Annotated in this window: 28 protein-coding genes and 1 riboswitch; of the genes, 22 read left to right on the top strand and 6 right to left on the bottom strand. The window is 28.9% G+C overall.

From position 1 onward, the window contains the following. Window positions 1-6 precede the first annotated feature (6 nt). The 5 genes from P8F83_RS18370 to P8F83_RS18350 all read right to left on the bottom strand — a co-directional run bounded on the left by P8F83_RS18370 (window position 7) and on the right by P8F83_RS18350 (window position 3816). Window positions 7-1203: a S8 family serine peptidase gene (locus P8F83_RS18370; protein WP_326512209.1), complete on the bottom strand. Its 1197-nt coding sequence runs from the start codon at window positions 1201-1203 to the stop codon at window positions 7-9. An 87-nt stretch (window positions 1204-1290) separates the two neighbouring features. After that, entirely contained in the window at window positions 1291-2106 is an 816-nt protein-coding gene (locus P8F83_RS18365) for an MBL fold metallo-hydrolase (protein ID WP_326512208.1), read from the bottom strand. 14 nt (window positions 2107-2120) lie between these two features. Further along, entirely contained in the window at window positions 2121-2552 is a 432-nt protein-coding gene (locus P8F83_RS18360; protein WP_021804043.1) for a DMT family transporter, read from the bottom strand. A 100-nt stretch (window positions 2553-2652) separates the two neighbouring features. Further along, the gene (locus P8F83_RS18355; protein ID WP_326512207.1) at window positions 2653-3132 is read right to left on the bottom strand and encodes a dUTP diphosphatase; all 480 of its coding nucleotides are present in this window, start codon (window positions 3130-3132) and stop codon (window positions 2653-2655) included. Window positions 3133-3267: 135 nt separating this feature from the next. Then, window positions 3268-3816, bottom strand: a complete 549-nt coding sequence (locus P8F83_RS18350; protein ID WP_021804045.1) for a 2'-5' RNA ligase family protein — start codon at window positions 3814-3816, stop codon at window positions 3268-3270. 129 nt (window positions 3817-3945) lie between these two features. Here P8F83_RS18350 and P8F83_RS18345 point away from each other — a divergent pair, with 129 nt between their 5' ends. From P8F83_RS18345 to P8F83_RS18270, 16 genes are all read left to right on the top strand, one after another. Next, window positions 3946-4113 (top strand): DUF1540 domain-containing protein, encoded by a 168-nt coding sequence (locus tag P8F83_RS18345; protein ID WP_021804046.1) that lies wholly within the window; start codon window positions 3946-3948, stop codon window positions 4111-4113. 259 nt (window positions 4114-4372) lie between these two features. Continuing rightward, window positions 4373-5635: a UDP-N-acetylglucosamine 1-carboxyvinyltransferase gene (locus P8F83_RS18340; protein ID WP_286909013.1), complete on the top strand. Its 1263-nt coding sequence runs from the start codon at window positions 4373-4375 to the stop codon at window positions 5633-5635. A gap of 18 nt (window positions 5636-5653) precedes the next feature. After that, on the top strand, window positions 5654-6445 hold the full coding sequence (locus tag P8F83_RS18335; RefSeq protein WP_326512206.1) for an MBL fold metallo-hydrolase: 792 nt from the start codon (window positions 5654-5656) through the stop codon (window positions 6443-6445). 16 nt (window positions 6446-6461) lie between these two features. Continuing rightward, a complete protein-coding gene (locus P8F83_RS18330; RefSeq protein WP_021804048.1) occupies window positions 6462-6614 on the top strand; it encodes a CxxH/CxxC protein in 153 nt (50 codons plus the stop codon). Window positions 6615-6679: 65 nt separating this feature from the next. Next, window positions 6680-7183: an SEC-C metal-binding domain-containing protein gene (locus tag P8F83_RS18325; RefSeq protein ID WP_073021211.1), complete on the top strand. Its 504-nt coding sequence runs from the start codon at window positions 6680-6682 to the stop codon at window positions 7181-7183. 49 nt (window positions 7184-7232) lie between these two features. Then, a riboswitch (SAM riboswitch) is annotated at window positions 7233-7347 on the top strand. Window positions 7348-7422: 75 nt separating this feature from the next. Next, a complete protein-coding gene (locus P8F83_RS18320; protein WP_326512205.1) occupies window positions 7423-8574 on the top strand; it encodes a trans-sulfuration enzyme family protein in 1152 nt (383 codons plus the stop codon). Between the two features lie 5 nt (window positions 8575-8579). Then, window positions 8580-9716: a trans-sulfuration enzyme family protein gene (locus P8F83_RS18315; protein WP_326512204.1), complete on the top strand. Its 1137-nt coding sequence runs from the start codon at window positions 8580-8582 to the stop codon at window positions 9714-9716. A 161-nt stretch (window positions 9717-9877) separates the two neighbouring features. Further along, complete coding sequence (locus tag P8F83_RS18310; RefSeq protein WP_326512203.1) at window positions 9878-11308, top strand: MFS transporter; 1431 nt, start codon at window positions 9878-9880, stop codon at window positions 11306-11308. A 123-nt stretch (window positions 11309-11431) separates the two neighbouring features. Next, window positions 11432-12493, top strand: a complete 1062-nt coding sequence (locus P8F83_RS18305; protein WP_326512202.1) for an ROK family protein — start codon at window positions 11432-11434, stop codon at window positions 12491-12493. Between the two features lie 158 nt (window positions 12494-12651). Next, a complete protein-coding gene (rlmH, locus tag P8F83_RS18300; protein ID WP_326512201.1) occupies window positions 12652-13131 on the top strand; it encodes a 23S rRNA (pseudouridine(1915)-N(3))-methyltransferase RlmH in 480 nt (159 codons plus the stop codon). A gap of 143 nt (window positions 13132-13274) precedes the next feature. Next, window positions 13275-13796: a hypothetical protein gene (locus tag P8F83_RS18295; RefSeq protein WP_326512200.1), complete on the top strand. Its 522-nt coding sequence runs from the start codon at window positions 13275-13277 to the stop codon at window positions 13794-13796. A gap of 106 nt (window positions 13797-13902) precedes the next feature. Beyond that, the gene (locus tag P8F83_RS18290) at window positions 13903-14475 is read left to right on the top strand and encodes a DUF6037 family protein (protein ID WP_326512199.1); all 573 of its coding nucleotides are present in this window, start codon (window positions 13903-13905) and stop codon (window positions 14473-14475) included. Between the two features lie 23 nt (window positions 14476-14498). Next, entirely contained in the window at window positions 14499-15131 is a 633-nt protein-coding gene (locus P8F83_RS18285; RefSeq protein WP_326512198.1) for a hypothetical protein, read from the top strand. A 118-nt stretch (window positions 15132-15249) separates the two neighbouring features. Further along, entirely contained in the window at window positions 15250-15612 is a 363-nt protein-coding gene (locus tag P8F83_RS18280; protein WP_326512197.1) for a hypothetical protein, read from the top strand. Continuing rightward, the gene (locus P8F83_RS18275; RefSeq protein WP_326512196.1) at window positions 15605-15898 is read left to right on the top strand and encodes a hypothetical protein; all 294 of its coding nucleotides are present in this window, start codon (window positions 15605-15607) and stop codon (window positions 15896-15898) included. Before P8F83_RS18280 ends, P8F83_RS18275 begins: the two co-directional genes overlap by 8 nt. Before the next feature lie 140 nt (window positions 15899-16038). Then, on the top strand, window positions 16039-16176 hold the full coding sequence (locus P8F83_RS18270; RefSeq protein ID WP_326512195.1) for a hypothetical protein: 138 nt from the start codon (window positions 16039-16041) through the stop codon (window positions 16174-16176). A 76-nt stretch (window positions 16177-16252) separates the two neighbouring features. Here the strand turns inward: P8F83_RS18270 and P8F83_RS18265 are convergent, their stop codons facing one another. Beyond that, window positions 16253-16609, bottom strand: coding sequence for a helix-turn-helix domain-containing protein (locus tag P8F83_RS18265; RefSeq protein WP_326512194.1), 357 nt, complete (start codon window positions 16607-16609; stop codon window positions 16253-16255). A 162-nt stretch (window positions 16610-16771) separates the two neighbouring features. Between P8F83_RS18265 and P8F83_RS18260 the strand changes: the two genes are divergently transcribed. The 6 genes from P8F83_RS18260 (at window position 16772) to P8F83_RS18235 (ending at window position 22548) form a co-directional block, all read left to right on the top strand. Then, entirely contained in the window at window positions 16772-16963 is a 192-nt protein-coding gene (locus tag P8F83_RS18260) for a helix-turn-helix domain-containing protein (RefSeq protein WP_326512193.1), read from the top strand. Between the two features lie 90 nt (window positions 16964-17053). After that, window positions 17054-17359 (top strand): hypothetical protein, encoded by a 306-nt coding sequence (locus P8F83_RS18255; RefSeq protein ID WP_326512192.1) that lies wholly within the window; start codon window positions 17054-17056, stop codon window positions 17357-17359. A gap of 9 nt (window positions 17360-17368) precedes the next feature. After that, entirely contained in the window at window positions 17369-18007 is a 639-nt protein-coding gene (locus P8F83_RS18250) for a hypothetical protein (RefSeq protein ID WP_326512191.1), read from the top strand. 21 nt (window positions 18008-18028) lie between these two features. After that, entirely contained in the window at window positions 18029-18271 is a 243-nt protein-coding gene (locus tag P8F83_RS18245; RefSeq protein ID WP_326512190.1) for a hypothetical protein, read from the top strand. 230 nt (window positions 18272-18501) lie between these two features. Further along, window positions 18502-19455, top strand: coding sequence for a hypothetical protein (locus P8F83_RS18240; protein WP_326512189.1), 954 nt, complete (start codon window positions 18502-18504; stop codon window positions 19453-19455). Window positions 19456-19743: 288 nt separating this feature from the next. Beyond that, window positions 19744-22548: a phage/plasmid primase, P4 family gene (locus P8F83_RS18235; protein WP_326512188.1), complete on the top strand. Its 2805-nt coding sequence runs from the start codon at window positions 19744-19746 to the stop codon at window positions 22546-22548. The last annotated feature ends 17 nt before the right edge of the window (window positions 22549-22565 follow it).

Raw genomic sequence — 22565 nt, 5'->3', positions numbered from 1 at the left:
GATTTTTTAATTCATTATCTTAGATAAGTTAATATACCCTTCACCTCCAAGAGGTTTATCATAAGGGAGTTCCTCGCAAGATAGTTTTAGGAGCGATAATAAGTCACTAAAAGAGAGGTTTGGATTATTTTCAAATATAAGCGCACAAACTCCGGTAATATAAGCACAAGAGCAAGAAGTTCCGCTAAATGTTAAGTATGACTTTTCAAGTTTAGGTGGATAGATCTTTATTCCGGATTTTTCTGGTATATAAGAGACTTCAGTATTTAAGGATAAAATATCTTTAGCAGCCGCCGATAAATCAGGCTTAAGTGTTTTTCCTATAAAACCACAGGAAGAATAGGTATAAGGTTTTAAATCTTTTGTGGTATCTATCCCACCGACCGTTATACAATTATCTAATCTACTAAAACCAATTATACTTTGACTAATATTGGGTAGGCTTCCAGAAGGAACTATAGGAACTATATTATTGTTAATACATCTTGAGAAAAATTTTGAAAATAAGTCTAAAATTAAGGGGTTGTTCCCTAAGTATTCAAATGGTAGAGATAATAGTTTTATGTTAGTTTCAGATTTCTTATTAATAACATCATCTATAGCCAATAGTATATCAGAAATATAACCTTTCCCTTTTGCATCAAATGACTTATAAACATAAAGTGATGAATTTTCTGCTATACCTTTAAAAATATTTTTAGACATATATCCGCTACCACTTATTATTCCAGCTACCATAGTTCCATGTCCATTGTCATCATAAGCATAATTATAGTTATTTATAAAATCCTTAAATCCAGAAATCTTATTCCAAGGAAGCGTTAGGTCTGTATGAGGATAAACCCCTGTATCTATAATACCAATAGATACACCCCTTCCAGTTAATCTATATTTATCTGGAAAGTTTACTCTATTGGCTGTGGAAACGGACATACCACCACATATATGACAAAACTCATCAAAATGTATAGATGATACTTCAGGAAATTCAAGAAGTCTATCGAGACCTCTTTTATTAACTTCAGCAAAGATAAGTTTTTCAGACGAAATTGAGCCTATATGAGTACATTTATAACTATTAAGTTTTTTTTCAATATCTTTTAAAAAGTTTTTGCACTTTATTATGACTCTGAAGCTTTTATATAAAGGTGAAGTATAAACTTGTTTAAGTTGAGGATCTAATTTGTTCTTTAAAGAAAACATTAATAACTCCTTTAAATTAATACACTATATAGTATATTTATATTCCACCAAATTAGATACTATAAATAAAAAGCAGCCTAAGCTGCTTTAAAATTTTGAGACTTCTCCAATATGAAGTACATTAATAGTATTATCATTTAATGATTTTAAAGAGGTAATAGTCTCATCAAAATTTTCTAAAGATAAAATAAAAGTTTTATAGTGTATAGGAATCATTAATGGACAATCCATCATTTTAAAGATCTTATAACTCTCTTCAGGATTACAATGCATCTTAGAAAATCTCTCTGGTTTATAACACCCAACAGGTAATAGTGCAACATCAGAAGAAATTCCTTTAAAAGCCTCTGTATAGGCAGTATCTCCTGCAAAGAAAACTTTTTTAGTTTTACCACTAATTAAAAATGAATGGCTTTCATTATCTATTCCAAGATAATATCTTCTCCCATCATGATTAGCTTCAAAAGATTTTATAGTTAAATAAGAATCTTTATATGTTTCATTATGGCGAATTACATGAACATTTTTATAACCCAAAAGACTTATTAATCTTTTATAGCCTTTTGGGACTATTATTATAGCATCCTTATTAAGTCTTTTTAAAGAGGAGAAATTCAAATGATCCATATGACCATGGGATAAAAGAATATAATCAAATTTTAAATTAGTAATATCCATAGGAATTTCTGCTTGTCGTTTAAAGTATCCCAAATTTTTAGTGATAACTGGATCAGTTAAAATGAGCTTTCCTTCAATATTTATAATTGTAGTTGCATGACCATACCAATATATAGAATTTTCTTCGATTTCTTGACTGTTGGTAAGATACGGTTTAGTTCTGTATGTTTTTATATTATTTAAAGTAAGTGCGGTAAGAAATTTAATATTTTTTAAAGTATCCATCTATAACCCCTTAATTAAAATTTCCATTTAAAAATAACTATACCTATAATCATTAGAATAATACCTATTATCTCATTAACTCCAAATGTTATTTTGTCAGTATCAAATAAACCAAACGCATCTATAAGAGCGGCGGCTGTTAATTGAGCAACTAATATAATGGCAATTGAGCAGGTAGTACCTAAACTTTTAATTCCCATCATAACTGTGAAGATAATTACTACACCTAAAATTCCACCTAAAAGATATATTTTTTTAGCTGTGGTTATATCTTTAAAACTTCCTTTACCAAAAAAATATGTGATTATTAACGTAACAATAAAAGCACTTCCTTGAACAAAGGTATTAGTTTCCCAAAGACCTATTTTTTCGGAAAGTTTTGTATTAAATACTCCTTGAAAAGACATAGCTACTCCAGCAAGTATAGAAATTAAAACACCTATCATAATATCACCTCTAGAGTAGTATTTCTCAAAATAAAAATTAATATAATTAAAGCTAAGAGAAATTAAAAAGTATCTTTTCTCTTAGCCGTTAACTTTAATTCTATTTAGTAGAAATAAATGAGTGCATTTTTGAGTGATATTTATCATCAATAATACTTTCAGAATAACCTAAGCTGATTCCTAGACTCATAAAATCTTCAAACAATGTTTGATAGTGATCCTTTGAGGGAGAAATAATTATGTCATTTAAATCTATAAATAGATTTAAAAACTGATCACTTAAGCAATCATCATTAGGGTTTAAATCAACTTCTTTTAAGTCAGAATAATTTTTATCCAATCCTATAGTTAATATGTGACTTAAGCAATCAATATACTTTGTCATAATAGCGTCCTTAGAAGGGGAATTATCCTCTTCCTCCCAGTATCTAAAACACTTAGTTTCATTTGCTAGATCACTTAATTTAACATGAAGAGATAACAGTTTTCTAGCAGTTAACCTATAATCATTAAGAGTTTTATCCATAACTAATAGTTTATTTGCTTCATCTTGTACTTTAAAAAAGTTTTGTAAATTCATTCTATAAATCCCCCTATTCCATTTAGGAACTATGTCTTTTATATTGTACAAAAAGTTTTTGATATTGAAAAGACTGGGTAAACGAATTCAAAGATTTTTCTATAAAAAATTTATGAATATTCTCATAATTAAAATTTAAAAGGTTTTTAATTCATAAGATTTAATAACCATTTCCTTTTTATTATTTATAGGTTTCCATAGTTCAACCTTTGATATTTTAGCTAAATTATAAAATCCTTCAGTTTTAGCAGTACTGCAAGCAATTTCATATTCATTCTTTTTCCACTCTCTTTGAGCAAAGTTAGTATTAGCTAAGGATACATGTAAATCCCAGTTATCTATGTTATCTCTAACACGGAAGCCATGTAGTTTAAGAGTATCGTTGACATTTCTTGTTATCTTTTTTATATAACCTTTACTTTCAACCTTAAGATTCACAGATTTATATGGTTCATTAAAACAAAGAATATCTTTAAGCTCAACTTTAAATCTTTTATAAGGTTTAAAAATTTTCGATAGAACAATATCTAATTTTTCTATGTCAGGATCTTCTATTACTTCCAAGGTTATGTGTAATTTAGGTAAATTTCTATATAATTTATATTTTTTTGATAAATTTTTTTGTATAGGCTCTATTTGTTTATAAGAGTCATCATCAAATAATGCAACTAAGTAATATCTCATATTTAACCTCACCAATTGGAATAAATTTAACTATTATTTTAGATTATACCATATTTGAATAATCAAAACACTAGTATAAATTATTTTGTAATGCCAATACTAATTTTGTGTGAAAGGAGGTAGATTGTAATGGATCAAAAGAATAAGAGTATAGGTTGCAATGTTTCTGAATGTAAATTTCATGCTAGAAGTGAAGAGTTTTGTACTTTAGACAAAATAATGGTGGTAAAGCATGATCATAAAGCTGAAACAGTTGAATGTACAGATTGTGGAAGTTTTGAAAAAGGAATGTACTAATAAAATGAAGTCGAACTTAATAGTTCGACTTCATTTTATTATAAGATTAAAACCATATGAATCAAATATTTATGCTAGAAGTACAAAAGCAATAAATTACTAATAAAAACAGTTAAAAAAATATTTAAATATTTATGCTTTATGTTATAATGGGAACTATGGATAGAATGAATAAAATGATTTAATGTTATAATATGGATAAATATTTTTTGTTTGGGAACTTTAATATATATAAATAAATTGGTAAGGGTGAAAACGGATGGAAAAATTAGTTATCGATGGAGGCAAAATCTTAAGAGGCGAAGTTGATATTAATGGCGCTAAAAATGCAGCAGTAGCAATTTTGCCAGCGGCAGTACTAGCTAGTAATGGAAAATGTTTGATTGAAAATATTCCTGATATTGAAGACGTACATTGTTTAGAAAGAATATTAACTGACTTAGGTTGTAAAATAAATAAAATTGATAGAAATACATTAGAAGTTGATGCAACAACTATACAAAGAGTTGATGCTTGTACTGAAGATGTTAGAAGAATGAGAGCTTCTTATTACTTTATAGGGGCTTTATTGTCGAGATTTAAAGAAGCAAGAGTAGAGCTTCCAGGGGGTTGCCCTATAGGTGTAAGACCTATAGATCAGCATATAAAAGGCTTTGAAGCACTTGGAGCAAAGGTAAGTATAGAGCATGGAGCGGTAAGAGTTCAAGCGGAAGAATTAAAAGGTGCAAATATATTTTTTGATGTTGTAAGTGTTGGAGCAACTATAAATGTTATGATAGCAGCTACTTTAGCAGAGGGTACTACAAGTCTTGAGAATGTTGCTAAAGAACCACATGTTGTTGATGTAGCAAACTTCTTAAATTCCATGGGTGCGGATATTAAAGGTGCGGGAACTGATATTATAAGAATTAAAGGGGTTGAATCTTTAAAAGGTTGTAATTACAGTGTAATTCCAGATCAAATAGAAGCATCAACATTCATGATTGCAGCAGCAGCAACAAAAGGAAATATTTTAATTAAAAATGTAATACCAAAACATTTAGAATCTATTTCTGCAAAACTTATAGAAATGGGAGTAAAGATTGAAGAGGGAGATGACACTGTTAGAGTATATGTAGATGAGCCTTTAAAAGGAGTTAATATAAAAACTGCTCCTTACCCAGGATTCCCTACAGATATACAACAACCTATGTCAACTTTATTAAGTTCTGTTTCAGGAAGAAGTATAATAACTGAAACTATATGGGAAAGCAGACATAAGCATATAGATGAATTGAAGAAAATGGGTGCAGATATTAAAGTAGAAGGAAGAACTGCTATTATAGATGGAGTTAAGAGATTGACAGGAGCTATAGTAAAAGCTACAGATTTAAGAGCTGGAGCTGCAATGGTTATAGCTGGATTAGTAGCTGAAGGAGTCACTGAAATTCATAATATTGAGCATATAGATAGAGGATATCCTCATATAGAAAATAAATTTAAAGACTTAGGAGCAAGTATTTGTAGAAAAGAAGTCGAATAACATTGGGGGAAATATATTATGATTTTTTGCCCATTATATAGTGGTAGTAGTGGAAATTCGGTTTTTATAGGAACCAAAAATACAAAAATTTTAGTAGATGCAGGTCTTCCAGGAAAGAGGATAGACGAAGCAATTGTTTCGATTGGGCAAAATCCAAGAGATTTAAATGGAATATTTATAACACATGAGCATTCAGATCATATTAAGGGGGTAGGCATAATTTCTAGGAAATATGACATACCTATATATGCAAATGATGCTACTTGGTGCGCAATGGAATCATCTCTAGGAAAAATAAAAGAACATAATATAAAAATTATGGATAAAAGAACAGTGGTGGAGGTAAATGACATGCAAGTAAAGTCATTTTGTATACCTCATGATGCGGCAGGCCCTGTAGGATATACCATACAAGCAGAAGGAAAGCAGTCAAGTGTAGCAACTGATTTTGGAGTATTTACAGATGAAATTCTTGAGAATATAAAATCATCTGAAGTAGTGTTACTTGAAAGTAATCATGATGTTGAAATGCTTAAATTTGGACCTTATCCATATCCTTTAAAGAGAAGAGTTCTAAGTGAAATAGGACATTTATCTAACGATGACTGTGGTAAAGCTATAGTAACTCTGATAAATCACGGAATACTTAGAAACCTATATTTAGGACATTTAAGCAATACAAATAATCATCCAGATTTAGCATATCAAACAGTACTTAATATATTAAATGAGAATAATATTTATATAGGTAAAGATGTTGCTATTTCTTTAGCTGAAAGGCACAAACCTAGTAATTATATAGAATTCTAGTAAGGAGAAGATACTCATGGAAAATAAAGTGTTGGCATGTAAAGAACACATAGACGAGGCTTTAGATGAATTCTTAGTAGTTAATGAGACCTTTCCAATAATGAACGAAGCAAAAGAAGGAAAATGTAATTATTGCAATGATAAAGCAGAGTATTCTTTAGAGAAATAGAGAAATTGTCTATATTAAAGGTGCTTGGTATAAATTAATACATATAAGAAAGAGGAGAAGATAATATGAGTCTATATAAACAATGGACAGACATGGTTGTAGAATATGTTAAAAGTAAAGGGGAAGAAGCTTTTTGGGCTGAATATAGTGATATAGAAACTAGAATATATAAAAAACTTTTATCAAACCACAAGGAAATAAAAAAATCAACTATTGAAGAGTTAGCAAAAGAATTTAATGCTACTAATGAATTCGTTATGGGATTTTTAGATGGAATAAATGACAGTTTAAATAATCCATACGATTTAGAAACAGTAACTGCTGAACAAGAGTTAGTTTTTGATATGGATCTAGAAAAACTATATTTTAATATGTTAGATGCAAAAGCTGAATACCTTTATACTCTTTCTCAATGGGAAGGTATATTCTCAGAAGAAAAGAGAAAAGAAATATCTAAGTCATATAAAGAATCTAAGACAGTAAGAAATGAAAATAAAATAGGAAGAAATGATCCATGTCCATGTGGTAGTGGAAAGAAATATAAAAAATGTTGTGGAGTTAATGCGTAATTAATTTGACAAAGCAATATAAAAGTGCAATAATACTAATAAATTAAAAAACTTATCAAGAGAGGTGGAGGGACTGGCCCTATGAAGCCCAGCAACCAACATAAATTTCATTCAATTTATGTAGTGGTGCTAATTCCTGCAGTTTTTAAACTGGTAGATGAGGGTAGATTTCTGTAATAAGCATATTTGTATGCCAGAGTTTATCTCTGGCATTTTTTATTTTATAAGGGGGTTATATTATGTGTAAAGATAAATGTTTATCCTTTGAGACGATAGCGGTTCATGGGAAAAAAGGAGTAGATCCATTAACAGGCGCTTTGAGTTTTCCTATATATCAAACAGCTACATTTAAGCATAATGGTTTAAATGAGAGTACGGGGTATGATTATTCAAGACTTCAAAATCCAACTAGAGAAGAAGTTGAGGGAACAGTAGCAAAGTTAGAAGGTGGAAAGTGGGGCATAGCTTTTTCTACTGGAGTAGCGGGGATAACAGCTATTATAAATCTTTTTAAAAGTGGGGATCACATTTTAGTTTCAGACGATTTATATGGAGGAACATTCAGGTTATTTGAGGAAATATATAAACCTTATGGAATTGAACATGATTTTATAGATACTACATGTATTGAGGAGGTTTTAAGTAACCTTAAGGAAAATACTAAAGCAATCTTTTTAGAGACACCTTCAAATCCTATGATGAAGGTAACTGATATAAGAAAAATAGTTGAGATAGCTAAAGAAAGAGATTTAAAAGTAATTGTTGATAATACATTCTTAACACCTTATTATCAAAAGCCTTTAGATCTAGGAGCAGACATAGTAGTTCATAGTGGAACAAAATTCCTTGGTGGCCACAATGATGCTTTAGCTGGATTTGTATTAACAAATAGTGATGAGATAAATGATAAGATAAGATTTTATCAGAAATCTACAGGAGCAGTACTAGCACCATTTGATTCATGGCTTTTATTGAGAGGAATAAAAACACTACATCTAAGAATGGATAAAAGTCAGGAAAATGCTATAAAGATAGCTAATTATTTAAAGAATCATCATAAGGTAAAAGAGGTATTTTATGTAGGTTTAGAGGATCATAAGGGGTACGAAATATCTAAAAGTCAAGCAACAGGTTTTGGAGCCATGATTTCTTTTAATGTTTATGAAGAGGAGCAGGTAGCAAAAATATTAAAAAGTGTAGAAGTTATAACCTTTGCGGAGAGCTTAGGTGGAGTAGAAACTTTAATTACATATCCTCAGACTCAAACTCACGCGGAAATTCCAGAGGAAATAAAAAATAAATTAGGTATAACTAAAACTCTTTTAAGGCTGTCTGTTGGAATAGAAAATGTTGAGGACTTAATTAAAGATTTAGAGAAAGCATTGGGGTGATAAATATGAAATTTGGAACAAAATTAATTCATAATGGAAATGAAATAGATGAAGAAACAGGGGCTTTAAGTATACCTATTTATCAAGCATCTACCTATCATCAAAGAGATATAGATAGTTTTGGAAAATACGATTATTCAAGAAGTGGAAATCCTACAAGAGAGGCTTTAGAAAATACTATTGCTCAATTAGAGAATGGGTGCAGCGGATTTGCTTTTTCATCAGGAATGGCTGCTACATCATCGGTACTTTCAATATTTTCAGCTGGAGATCATATAATTATTTGCGAAGATGTTTATGGCGGAACTTATAGAATTACTACTAAAGTTCTTAGTAGATTTAATATTGAATTTACTTTTGTTGATGCATCTAATTTAGATAATATAAAAGCGGCTGTAAGAGAAAATACTAAAGCTATATTTTTAGAAACACCATCAAATCCATTATTAAAAATAACAGATTTAAAGGGTGCTATAGAAATAGCTAAGAGTAACGAATTAATTGTTATAGTTGACAATACTTTTATGTCACCATATCTTCAAAAACCTTTAGACTTAGGAGCTGATATAGTAGTTCATAGTGCAACTAAATTTATAGGAGGACATAGTGATGTAGTAGGAGGTTTAGCTGTAGCTAAGACAGAAGATTTGGCAAATAGAATATATGCAATACAGAATTCCTTTGGAGCAATTTTAGGACCTCAGGATTGTTGGCTTTTGCTTAGAGGATTAAAAACCTTAAAGGTAAGATTAGATGTTCATCAACAAACAGCAGAAAAATTATCTAGTTGGCTTCTAAAAAGAGAAGAAGTAGAAACTGTATATTATCCATCACTAGAAGGACATCCAGGTAGAGAGATTCATTTAGCTCAAGCATCAGGAGGAGGAGCTGTTTTATCTTTTAGACTAAAATCTTTAGATGTAACAAAGTATTTTTTAAATAATATAGAAAATGCTGCCTTTGCAGTTTCATTAGGTGGCGTTGAAACTATAGTGTCTTATCCAGCAAAGATGTCTCATGCTGCTATACCTAGGGAAGAGAGAGAAAAACTAGGTGTGACAGACACACTAATAAGAGTTTCTGTAGGGCTAGAGGAATTTGAGGACTTGATAGAAAGTTTTGATAAAGCATTAAATATTTAATTATAGTAAAGTAGGAGAATTAAGAAATTAAATCTTCTACTTTAATTTTTTTCTACAGTATTAATTTTAGTATTTGAATAAATAATAGAGATATATTATAATAATGAAGAATAGTTGCAATCGCAACTATTCTTTATTAAACAGTGAAAGGATAAATTATAATGGAGAATAAAGTTGATAGTAAGAGATGGGTAATACTGCTTACCACGGTTATGCTAACATTTATGGCCACACTAGATAGTAGTATAGTAAATGTTGCATTACCTGTCATATCAAATAAGTTATCTGTAAGTATGGCTTCAATAGAATGGGTAGTAACAATTTATTTAATTGTCATTGTAGCGACTATACTTATATTCGGAAGACTTGCAGATCTTAAAGGCAAAGGAAATATTTTTAAGTTAGGAATAATTATTTTTACAATTGGATCATTAGCTTGTGGAATATCTAATTCCTTAGTGATGTTAGTAATATCTAGAGCACTTCAAGCTATAGGCGCTGCAGCATCTATGTCTACAAGCCATGGAATTATAACACACGTATTTCCTCCCAATGAAAGAGGCAGAGCCCTTGGTATAAATGGTACATTTGTGGCATTAGGTTCTATGGTGGGTCCCCCTCTTGGTGGATTAATTGTAGATGCGTTAAGCTGGCAATATATTTTTTTAATAAATGTTCCAATAGGAATAGTAGCATTTATTCTTGCGAGTAATACATTATCAAAACATAGTGAAGTGGTTAATGAGAAACTTGATTTGAAAGGTGGAAGCTTATTTTCTCTTACGATTATATTATTATTTGGAGCATTAACTCACGGCCAAGAAGTTGGATATAATAATACTATAATTATTATGTGCTTTGCACTTTCAGCAATACTATTTGTAGTTTTTATAGAGACAGAGAAAAGAGTTAAAATTCCACTATTAAATCTTGAGATATTTAAAAACACATTATTTTCACTTAGTATATTCTGTGCATTTATATCATTTGTAGCAATAAGTTGCTCAAATATAATATTGCCATTCTATTTACAATATGTAATGAAATTAACACCTTCTGTTACTGGATTACTTATGATGGTATCACCTATAATATTGGCAGTTGTAGCACCTTTAAGTGGATATATATCAGACAAGATAGGTTCAGAAATTCTTACCTTCTTAGGTCTTTTAGGAACTAGTTTAGGATTATTTTTAATGTCTACTTTAAATCAATATTCTCATTTAGGTGTATTAATTTCATTTATAGCAATAATGACTATAGGAAATGGAATGTTCCAGTCGCCTAACAACTCTTTAGTAATGTCAACTGTTCCTAAAAATAAGCTAGGTATAGCAGGAAGTATCAATGCTTTAGTTAGGAATCTAGGACTTGTATTTGGAATATCATTTTCTACTACCCTTTTATACAATAGGATGAGTAATAAGATAGGTTACCATGTTACTGGATATATATCAGGAAGAGATGATGTATTTGTATATGGAATGAGATGGGTATATATATCAGCAGCTATAATTTGCTCAGTAGGCGCTGTACTTACTGCATATAGATTGTATGGCTCAAAATTGAAAGAAAAAGCAGAGGTTTTATAGAGGTTGATGTTAAGCATCAACTTTTTTCTTTTCTGTGCTATTGTATTTTGCAAATAAATATAATAAACTTATATCAGATACTTTTAAAAGTATCTGATATAAGTTTATTAAGGGTGATTAGAAATGAACAACTTATCAGCAAAGCCACAAATAATGAAAAGAGTAAATAGTGCATTAATTAAAGATTCATTAAAGAATAATGGTTCTGCAACTAAAGCCGAAATATCTGAAATCACTGGAATTAGTATAACAACTGTAAGGACGTTGATTGAGGAATTACTTTTAAAAAAAGAGATAATAAGCTTAGGATTTGATGATTCAAGTGGGGGTAGAAGAGCTGAGAGATATTCACTTAATTTGGATTATAATAATGCATTATCTTTTTATATTAAAGACAGTTATATAAATTACGCAATAACAAATCTACTAGGAAACATTATTGAGGAAAACAAAGTAAAAATATATTCTGATTATAATGAAAAGATTATAGAAGACTTTATAGATACTGTGGTTAATGGTTTCATAAACAATATAGTTAAGGATAGGGATATAAGAGCTATAGGGATAGGGGTTCCTGGAGTAGTTGAAAATGGAACTTTTTTTAGTGGAAAAGGGCTTAATGACTGGAGAAAATTTGAACTTGGAGACTACATACAGAAAAAAATAGGCATACCTGTAGTGTTAGAAAATGATCTAAATTCTATGGCATTAGGATTTAGTTTAAATTATTCTCAAAGCATAGAGGTATTAGATATAGAGAATTTAAATCTTGTATATATACATTTTACTGAAGCTGGAGTAGGGGCTGGAATAATAGCAAATGGTCAATTAATAAGAGGTGGAAATAATTTTGCTGGTGAACTAGGATTTCTTCCTATAAACGGCATGGGACATTTGGAAAAAGTTTTAGATAATAACATTGATGATAATACATATGTAGATATTATTTCTCAAACTATAGCAATTTTAAATTGTGTTACTAATCCATCTTTTATAGTTATAGGCGGAGAAACACTAAGAAAAAACTTAATAGATAAAATAAAAAACACTTGTGAAAAATATTTAGCTAATAATATAAAACCAGCAATACTTTTATCAGAAGACAGTGAAAAAGATTATTTAGCAGGTATAGCATATATAACTTCTGAATTTATGTATTCGGATATAAAAATTACAAAAAATTGATTATTAGTTTATTAAGGCGCAATAACATAATGGTTAGCGTAACTTAAAACTTTTAATATTACTTGGGATGATGCATACTAAATGAAATGCACATCCCTTGTTTTATGATATGATTAAGCTGATAAAGAAAAAGATTCTACAGCTATAAGGAGAATATAATGAACATAACCATAATAACAGTAGGAAAGTTAAAAGAAAAATATTTAAAAGATGCAATAGATGAGTACTCAAAAAGACTAAGTAGATACTGTAAATTAGATATAATAGAACTTCCAGATGAAAAAACTCCAGATAATGCATCCGCAAAAGAAGAGGAAGCAATTAAAGAAAAGGAAGGGCAAAACATATTAAGTAAAATTAAAGATAATATGTTTGTAATAGCTATGGATTTAGGTGGTAAGCAATTATCCTCAGAAGAATTTTCAGATTACATAGATAATCTTGGAGTAACTGGTAACTCTAATATAGCTTTTATAATAGGGGGAAGTTTAGGTATATCTAAGGCCGTTTTAAATAGGTCTAACTATAAGCTTTGTTTTTCTAAAATGACGTTTCCACATCAACTTTTTAGAGTTATGCTTTTGGAACAAATTTATAGAAGCTTTAGGATTATGAAGGGGGAACCGTACCATAAATAACGGAGGTTTTTACTAAAATTAGGAGTAGCAGATGGTTTTATCAATCGCTGAAAACTTAGTCTAATATAAGAAGTAATTAATGATATGCTATAGTAAGATACTTTTTTAATTTAAATATGCCAATATTAGAAAGGGGGCAAATTATGTACCATGATTTATCAGATGATTATAAGTTTAGGGATTATGTAGTAGCAATTGTATTACAAGAAGGAGATTATTTCGGAAATATTTACTATGAATATAGTAGTAACGGATATGGATTAGTATATGATGTTATGCAAGATATAGTGCAATATATTGAAGAGTTAGATTGTGAGAAAATTGATGAGTACAATGAAGAGGGACTAATAAATAACGATATTCGATTAAAAGCAGATATAAATGGAAAAGATGTTCATTTTGTATTGAGAAATAATAGTGGTGAGTTACTTGAAAAGTGTATACTCTGTAATGAATTAGAAAAATATATTGTCGGATACAACATGATTAAATGCGAAGGACGTGGAAAGAAAAAGGAAAGAAGACGTTGTAGTTCATGTGAGAATTTTATCCCAATTGAAGGAAGTGCAAAAGGAAATTGCTTAGCACGCAAAGATAAAGTTCAACGAAGTAGAATTATATGTGCTTTTGATTATGTAGAAATACAACAATTATTGAAAAAGTAGTAAAGTACTTTATTTAATCCAAAAGAATTTTGTTATTTTATGGTATAATAGGTATATGATATTTGTTGAATAAAGACATAAAATAACTATTTAAGGGGTTAGGGTTATGAAGTTAGATGGATTAGTAAAATTATATAATGATATGAAAGAAAATGACATAAAAAGATATAAATTTATGTTTAATTATAACAATGTAATTTTTGATGTGTTCTTTTTCATTGATGAACAACCATTTAAGCTTGCATTTGGTGTAAGAGCAGAAAATTTTTATTTTGAATTGGAAGTAAAGCGGGGTTTTATTATTAATCCTAATATTGGGGATAAGTATTTAAAACTAATTGAAATTTTGGGGTTAAAATACAATCCTCAAAGTCCTTTTAAAACCATACATTTCTTTTCAGAATTTAATAAACAAGTGCCACAAAAAGCTGATAAAAAAAACAAGTGGCAACCACATGATACTACATATTATAAAAAAAATGTTGAGGAATCAGAAAAGAGATACTTTTGTGGTTGGTTTGACAATGAAAAGGTTGGTAAAAACGTAAAACCCAAAAATCTAGTAAAAACCAAAGAGATATTAGGGAATGAAGCCTATGAGATGTGTAAAAGGAAAAATATAAGTAGTTGTTGGACACCAGATAAAAATTCTGCTATTGAATTTTCTTTGCCGCAATAATATAGATAAAGGAGGTCTGCTAATTGACTAATGAATATGTTTATAAAAACTACAGATTTTTTAGTTTCATTTCAGATGAACCTGACAAAGATAATTTTAGATTTGCTATAAAGCTAGGAAATTATGTTTCACATGAAGTAGTAGGTAAAAAACTTAATCCAAAAAAATTAGATGCTCTTGATAGAACTTACCATGCAGAAATATTTTTGGACAAGTATAAAAGTTATTTTAAAATGTATAATAAATCTGTATATAATGCATATATGATTACTTCATTGTACGAAAGATTAAAAAACGATACAGCGCTGTATATTGATTTAAAAATCCCATATTTTTACTATATAAAAAAGAATGATATTTCTGGGCATGATGGTCGCAAGCACTACAACGGAATTAAATCGGTTGAAGGAGAAATTAGTTACAGCTTCGAACAATCAAAAACTTTAGAAAAGAATCTATTTAGTTTTAAAGGAGAAATAGAAATACCAACAGAAAAACAAAAAAAGTATTTGTATGCATTAGCAAAAGACTCAGGATATAAGGTAATCAACGAGGAAGAAATGACCAAAGAAATAGCCGCAAAACTTATAGGATTTATTAAAGACGATATTGAATTAGAAATAGGAATACAAAATAAGTTTTTAATTTATGAATAACCTAGATTTAAAGTATAGAATGCTATCTTCAAATATATATTATAAAGATAATAAAAACTCCTACTTGTGTTAAACATACAGGTAGGGGTTTTTTATATTTAGAAGGGAGAAATATATAATGAAAAAGATTTATTTAAAGGAACAATTAAAAGAATTAAAGGATTATCCCATAGAAATTACTGATAGTATATCAGAAACTATAGAGATACTAGATGATAATTACGGAGAAGGTAGGGCGGTTGATAATGATTTAGGTGGATATATGCTTATAGCTGAAAGTATCGTAGATATTGAAGTATTGAAACAAAATGAGTTACAAGGGTTAATAGCAGAATATACTGATTTAATTGAATGTGAAGAAGGAGTTAATTATACTTCTTCTTTATTTTTACTTTCAAGTGATTTTTCAATTGTAGTAATTATGACAGAAGAACTAACTAAAGTTTTACTAGACAAAGGAAAGGAAGAAATTAATGACTAAAAAAATAATAAAAGAAACTAAATACTGTAATATAATAAGTCAAGCGAAAGTTAGTGAAAATGAGTACACTTACTCAATAGAAAAGATATATATAAAGGCATTGAAAAGATATGAGCTTAGGTTCTGCTTATATAAATGTACTAGAAGAGGTGACGAAACATACATTCCAAGGAGTCTTGATGTGACAGAAGGAGAATTTGTTCAATTAATAGGAGGTGCTATTAAAGAAAAAGTATTTTCAGATGAGTTCATTGAAACGCTAAAGAAAGAAATTAATAAGATATAAAGTCCTAATTACTACAGAGATAGTGATTAGGCTTTTATTATTTTAAGGAGGATAAATGACATGAAAAGAATTATATGCGTAGGAGTAATTAGAAGTGGAAAAATGACCATAAAGACTTGTAATAAGAAGGAGAGCAACCAATGAATATAATAACAATATTAAGATTAATAGTGATGATTTTAAATCTAATTGTTGCAGGAATTGACTCTGAAAGTGCTATATCAAGTATAGCTAGTAGCAGTGGGATTTCTAAGGAGCTGTTAAAGCAATATATGTAATGTAGAAATGATTTCTTTAACAGATATATGCTGTTAAATATATGCATTCATAATAATAAGCCTTTCACCCAACATACTACTGTAATTTATTATTTCTGATAATATTTTTAGCCTTTAAATAATGTAGCAATTCTTTTTTATCTTCTAAACTCCAATTCTTAAAGTCTTTTAGTAATTCAACTATAGGCACAAAGTCAGTATCTTCAATAGATTCACTGAAAATGTTACTTTCCGAATCATCAATAAAATATGATACAGGTGTATTAAGTGCAGTAGCAATAACTTTTAGTGTTTCTATTGATGGTTTACCTCTACCGTTTTCAATATCACTTAGAAATGATATTGATATATTTCCGTTGGTAGTATTAGATAATTCTTTTAGTGAAAGACCTTTAGACTTTCTAATAGCTTTAAGTTTCTCTCCAAGGTTCATAGTAGCCTCCTAATTTTCCGTAAATACCGTACTAATTATAGTATAAGTAAAATAAGGAAAAATGTAAATTTCTTTATAAATTTTCTAAAAAAACCATGCTAAAAACGTAAAATAATGCTATAATTTTACTGTAATAACGTAATTGTTTAAGGGGGGATATTTTTGGAAGATATAGGTCAAAAAATAAAGTGTGAAAGGCTTAAGAAAAGTTTAAAGCAATATGAGCTTGCTAAGAAAGCAGGAATAAGTAATACATATTTATCGGATATTGAAGTAGGGAGAACATCTATATCATTAAAAACATTAGATAAGATATCAAAAGCATTAGAAGTTGATATTAAGATATTTTTATAAAGTAGTTAATACATTTTACAGTTAAACATTATGAAGAAATTAGAAATATATAAATTACAATAATAAATCAGATAAAGGAGATGAAGAAAAATGAATATTTTCGACGTAGGGGGATTAACAACTTTCATAGCAGTGGTCGCTACTATACTCGGCGGTACAGTAATATTTATGTTGCTACATAAAATATTTGATATTATACATTTCGGATTTGGAGCTATGGCTTCAATGTGGTTTGTATGTTGTATAGTGGCAGCTTTCATTGTTAACTTTTTAGGTGGAATAGTTGGGGGAATTTTTTCAGTAATATGGTTTCTGATAAAAGTAGGAGCTATAATTGCGATTATAGTTACAATAGGAAAGTTCATATATGGCAATCTAAATAGTAAGAAGGAGTAGTAAATACATATGAATATGAGAGGAAGAGTAGTAAATAAAAGAGGTTTTATAAGTATATTTGGCATATTATTAGTAAGTTTAATTTTAACAGCGTGTAAAGGAACTACTAGAGAAGAACAAAGAATGATTGATAACAGTATAAAAGCTATAGAAAATAGGGATTATGAATATGCAATAGAGGCATTAGGAAGTGTAGTTGAAGGCAATAACAAAGAAGTGGACAAGTTATGGAATATAGTATACTGTTTCCAAGAAGCAAGTACAGAACTATATGCTAATAAAAAAATTGATAAAGCAAAAGAATTTTTAAATAAGATGGATGATAGTTATACAAAGTATTCAACATTGAAAGAAGATGTTGAAAAGATAAAAATAGATATTAAAGAAAGAGAAGACTACATAGTAGAGGTTGACAACTTAATAAAAGAAGTGGAGAGTTCAATCAGTAATAAAAATTATGAAGCATATAAAAAAGCACAAGGGATAATTATTAATATTAATGGTTCTAAATTTTATTTTGATTTGCCCTCTAAGAAGAGAGATAAAGTAACTGAATTAGATGCAAAAATTAACGATGAACTATTTGAATTAAGAAAAGTAGAAGATAAGAAACAACTAGAATCAGAATCAAATGAGCTGAAGAGCTAAGATGAAAAGTTTACTGTAGAAATGGCTAAAGAATTTGCTGAAAATAATAGAAGCATTAATACTGGAAACACAAGATTTGAAGTAATATCAGATTTTCAATATGACCAAAAAGGAAGAAAATATTATAAGGTAGTGGTTTATTTAAAAGATAATAATCAATTAATAAACAATTTTGCAATTTATGCTAATGGGGCATATGAATTGTTAGAAATAGTTAAAGAAGATAACACTGGGTCTGCTAAGTCTGATGATTTTAGCTATTAAGAATTAATAGTCGTGTATACATTAGAGATAACTTTTAGGTTAGTAGGATATTACCTAAAATAGTAAATTTTAAATGTTAATTCTATAAATAATAAATAAATATTTATAGAATTTTTTTTGATTATACTAGGAAGAAATAAGTAATAGCAGTTTACTTACTATGCTCCTAGTAGCGTATAAGTTAGAAATAAAGTATAATATTTTGATAACAAGCAAGATAGAGGTGTTTTATGGATAATATTGATGAAAGAAGAGTAGCATTAAATGAAATATTTATTGAGCTGTATGCTGAAAAAGAGAAGATTAGCATAAGTGATATAGATACGTCAGATTCTCAATATAAGAATTTTGTTAAAGATAATACAAAGAAATTAAAAGATATATTCAAAGCCATGAAATTTAACATTGAACAATTTAAAAATGATAAGGAAAGGTATGAGATACCAATTGTAATAGCGGAAATATTTAAGTTATATCTTAGTGAGGAGAGCGGAAAGGGAAGTTACATAAGTAATGTAAAAGGAAAAAAGTTTTTTGAGATATCTCTTAATGAGAAGGAAATATTTATTGAAAAAGTAGTCAAAGAGTTGAAAGATAAATATAAAGAATATGAAAATAGAGAAAAAATATATAAAGAATTAGAGGATTTACATAGAGGCTGGATGGGTGAAGCCCAATATAGTGAACTAGTAAAGGATGAAATTGTAGAAACAGAATTAGAGGTAAATATGATAATGGAGGCATGTATGCTAAAGGTCGGGTCTATAAGTGAATTAGACGGATTAGTAACAGTAGATAATGGTAAATATACTGAGTTTTCAGAAGAAGAGCTTTTTAAATCAATAAATAATGGGGATACAGTTGAATTACCATATAGAGCAAAATTAAATCATGAGGATAGATTGAAACTATTAAAATATTTAAAAGTTTTTATAATAAGTAATATTAAAGAATGGAAAAAGATTGTTGATATTGCTGCTGAGTTAAGAGAGGATAATGTTTCAGAGTTTGTAATAAATAAAAGTAAGTTGATTTCAAGCGAGGCTTTGTTAAAATTATCCATAAGTAATTATCAAGAAGATATTAAAGAGAAGTTAAAACCTATAAATGCTATAGGACACACTAGAGAAGAGTTTAATAAAATTTTAGCTGAACTTGGATATAAAAAGAAAAATAAGAAATAAAAAAGAAATGAAAATATTCTTTCACAGAAAGGTGGGAGAATATTTTTTTTATTTTCCAAGGATTTTTTACTTTCGTTAATATTGCATACTGTAACTATAACTTTCGTCGACAAAGGGTTAATTGTTCTTTGAAAATTCAATATAAACTTCCAGAACCAACATACAGGGGAGGGGTTTAGATGCAGATTCAAGAAATTAAAAATGAGCTTATAAGAAATCAATAGAATAAGAAATACTTAGTAGAAAATGATTATTAACTTAAAACTTTAATCTTAGGAGGAACTATTTATGTATAAGAACATTGTAGGAAGAGAAAGCAATATTGTAATAGAAAGTAAAATTAATCAAATAAATAAAGATTTAAATAGAATGATTAAGTCACATGTTTCAAATTTATTTGAAAGTATGAAAGGTGAATTTATTAATATTAGGGCTATTCCCAATAATGAAAGTAAATTAAAGCCTAGAGAATACTTCGTTGAAATCAAGGATGACTTTAATGAAACTATCAGAGACGTTATTGAAATTGTAGACAAGCATAAAGAATATAATATTTTTTATGCACCAGTGGTAAAAGATATGAAAGATGGAAAGAAGGAGCATTGTGTGAAATGCTCAACTCTTTACATAGATATTGATGAGCATAACGGAATCAAATTTAAGGATATGAATCCTGATGAAAGGAATATATTAAAAGTTAAATTAGTTGAAGAATTGAGGAGTTTATATTTTAAACCTTCATATATCGTAAACTCAGGCAATGGAATACATTGTTATTGGAGAACTACAGTTCCAATAGATGTTCAAAAATGCAGGTTGGAATTTGAAGCAACGCTAAGGTATTTTGCTAATATACTTCCAGAATTTAAAGGGGATAGAGCAGTTTGTAATATAGCGCACATGTTAAGGCTCCCAGGAACTTATAATTACAAGGATATAGACAATCCTAAGCCTTGTGAACCCATAGATTCTAATGATGAAATAATACATGACTTTGATAAAATATTTGAATTTGTTAAGTTTAATGAAGTTAGTATAAATAAAGATAGTGATAAGAGCTTTGAAAAAAGCTTATATAAAGCTTTTAAAAAGCTTGATAATGTTACTATTGATGAACTAACAGATGAAATTTTAAATTGTGAATTTATGAAACATGTTTATGAAAATCCACAGGAGCAGAGTTATCAATATTGGATATTCATAGCATCAACGCTTGCATCATTTGGTGAATTAGGAAGAGAGACATTCCACTTAATTAGCAAGCAATATGAAAATTATGACTTTGAAGAAGCTACTGCAGTTTTTGACAGTGTTTCAAAAAGGATAGTTGCAGGGGAAGTTGGTTCAGTATTATGTGAAACTATTTGTAAGGAAGGTTTTCAGTGTAGTTGTAAATGCAATAAGAAATCAATAGCTGGTAATATATTTAGCAATTTATACAACATAAGAAAGCAAGTAAATAACGATATTGCAATAGATGAAGCTATTGAGGCTTTAGAACCAGAAGATGATAATGTAAAAAATATGAGGAAACTTAGAGACTTTATTTTCAATAATATAAACAAAACTAAAGAAGATGAACTAGTGAAGGTAGAATACCTTAAAAAAGCAATGAAAAAACTTGAAATTAAAGGTGGCTTATCTTCATTAAAGAAACTGTTAAAAAATAGCGATTCACTTGAAGAAAATTTATTTCTTAAGATAGGAAATGAAATACTTGAAAATAAAACTATGATATCTATTGCAAAGGTATTATACAGATATAATAACGGCTATTACAAAATTATTGATGATGAGATATTGAAGAAAGAAATTATAGAGAAAATTGAGGATGATTATACTAAAAATAATGTTGAAAATATTTTATATTACATAATATCTAAAACAGCTATTAAGGAAGAACATGTTAATTTCAACAAAAAAGAAAATATGGTGTGTGGTGAGAATGGGATGCTAAAAATTTCTGATACAGAAGCACCTGTACTTTACCCACATAATCCACAGTTCAACTGCTTAAACCAGTTGAATATTGCGTACGATAAAAATGCTAAATGTGACCTGTGGCTGAATTTTCTAGATAAGAGTTTTAGAAATTTTGATGAGCAAGATAAAACCATCATAATACAAGCATTACAAGAGTGGTTTGGATACCTATTAATCCCGGGAAATCAACTTCAAAGAATGTTATTTCTTATTGGAAGACCAAGAACTGGAAAAGGGGTGTTAGAGCATATAATGGCATGTTTAATTGGACAGGAAAATGTTTCTGCATTCTCCATTGGGGAATTGCATGATAAGGTTAACTCTGCAATGCTTCTTGGAAAATTAGCAAACATAGGTGGGGAAGTTGATTCATATGAAAAATTCAAAGTTTCTTTTGTAAAAATGTTGACTGGTGAAGATAAAATCTCAGGCAAAATGCTATATAAAAACCCAATTTCCTTCAAAAATGAATCTAAACTAATATTTTCTTGTAATCATATACCGCTAATACAAGATAGGTCAAATGCCATGTATGAAAGGATTTTGGCAATATCGGTTGATAACTATGTTCCAGTTGAGGAAAGAGATCCAAATTTAAAATTGAAATTAGAAGGAGAGCTTAGTGGGATTTTAAATTGGGCTATAGAAGGAAGATTAAGATTATTTAAAAGAGGATATTTCATTGAGAGTCCTTCAATGATAGAGCTTAAAGAAAGGATGAGGGAGGAGAATAACTCAGTTGTTTACTGGTTTAAAACTCAGAAGGATTTATTAAATACAAATAAAGATTTTTATACTTTAAAAGAATTATTTGATGATTATAAAACATTTTGTATTAATGAAGAGCTGAAACCTCTTATTAAAAGAAACTTCAAAACAGCTTTGGAAAATATAGAAGGCATTGAAGTAATTCATAAATCAAAGCCCGACCAACTATGTGTTGTAATACATTGGGATGATATAAACCGAAAAATATACCGAAAATCAGAAGGTCTAGAATCTATAAAAGTGAAAAGTGAATTAGTTTCTGACTCGAAAGAAGTGATAGCTTCTGATGATGCACTAAATATTACAATAGATGATATGTTCAACAAAAAGCTTTTTGCATAACACTCTTATTACAGCGA

Source organism: Clostridium intestinale, from assembly GCF_035905475.1.
Taxonomy (GTDB): domain Bacteria; phylum Bacillota; class Clostridia; order Clostridiales; family Clostridiaceae; genus Clostridium_T; species Clostridium_T intestinale.
The sequence above is the reverse complement of the archived record's forward strand: the minus strand, read 5'-3'. Positions and strand labels throughout refer to the sequence as shown.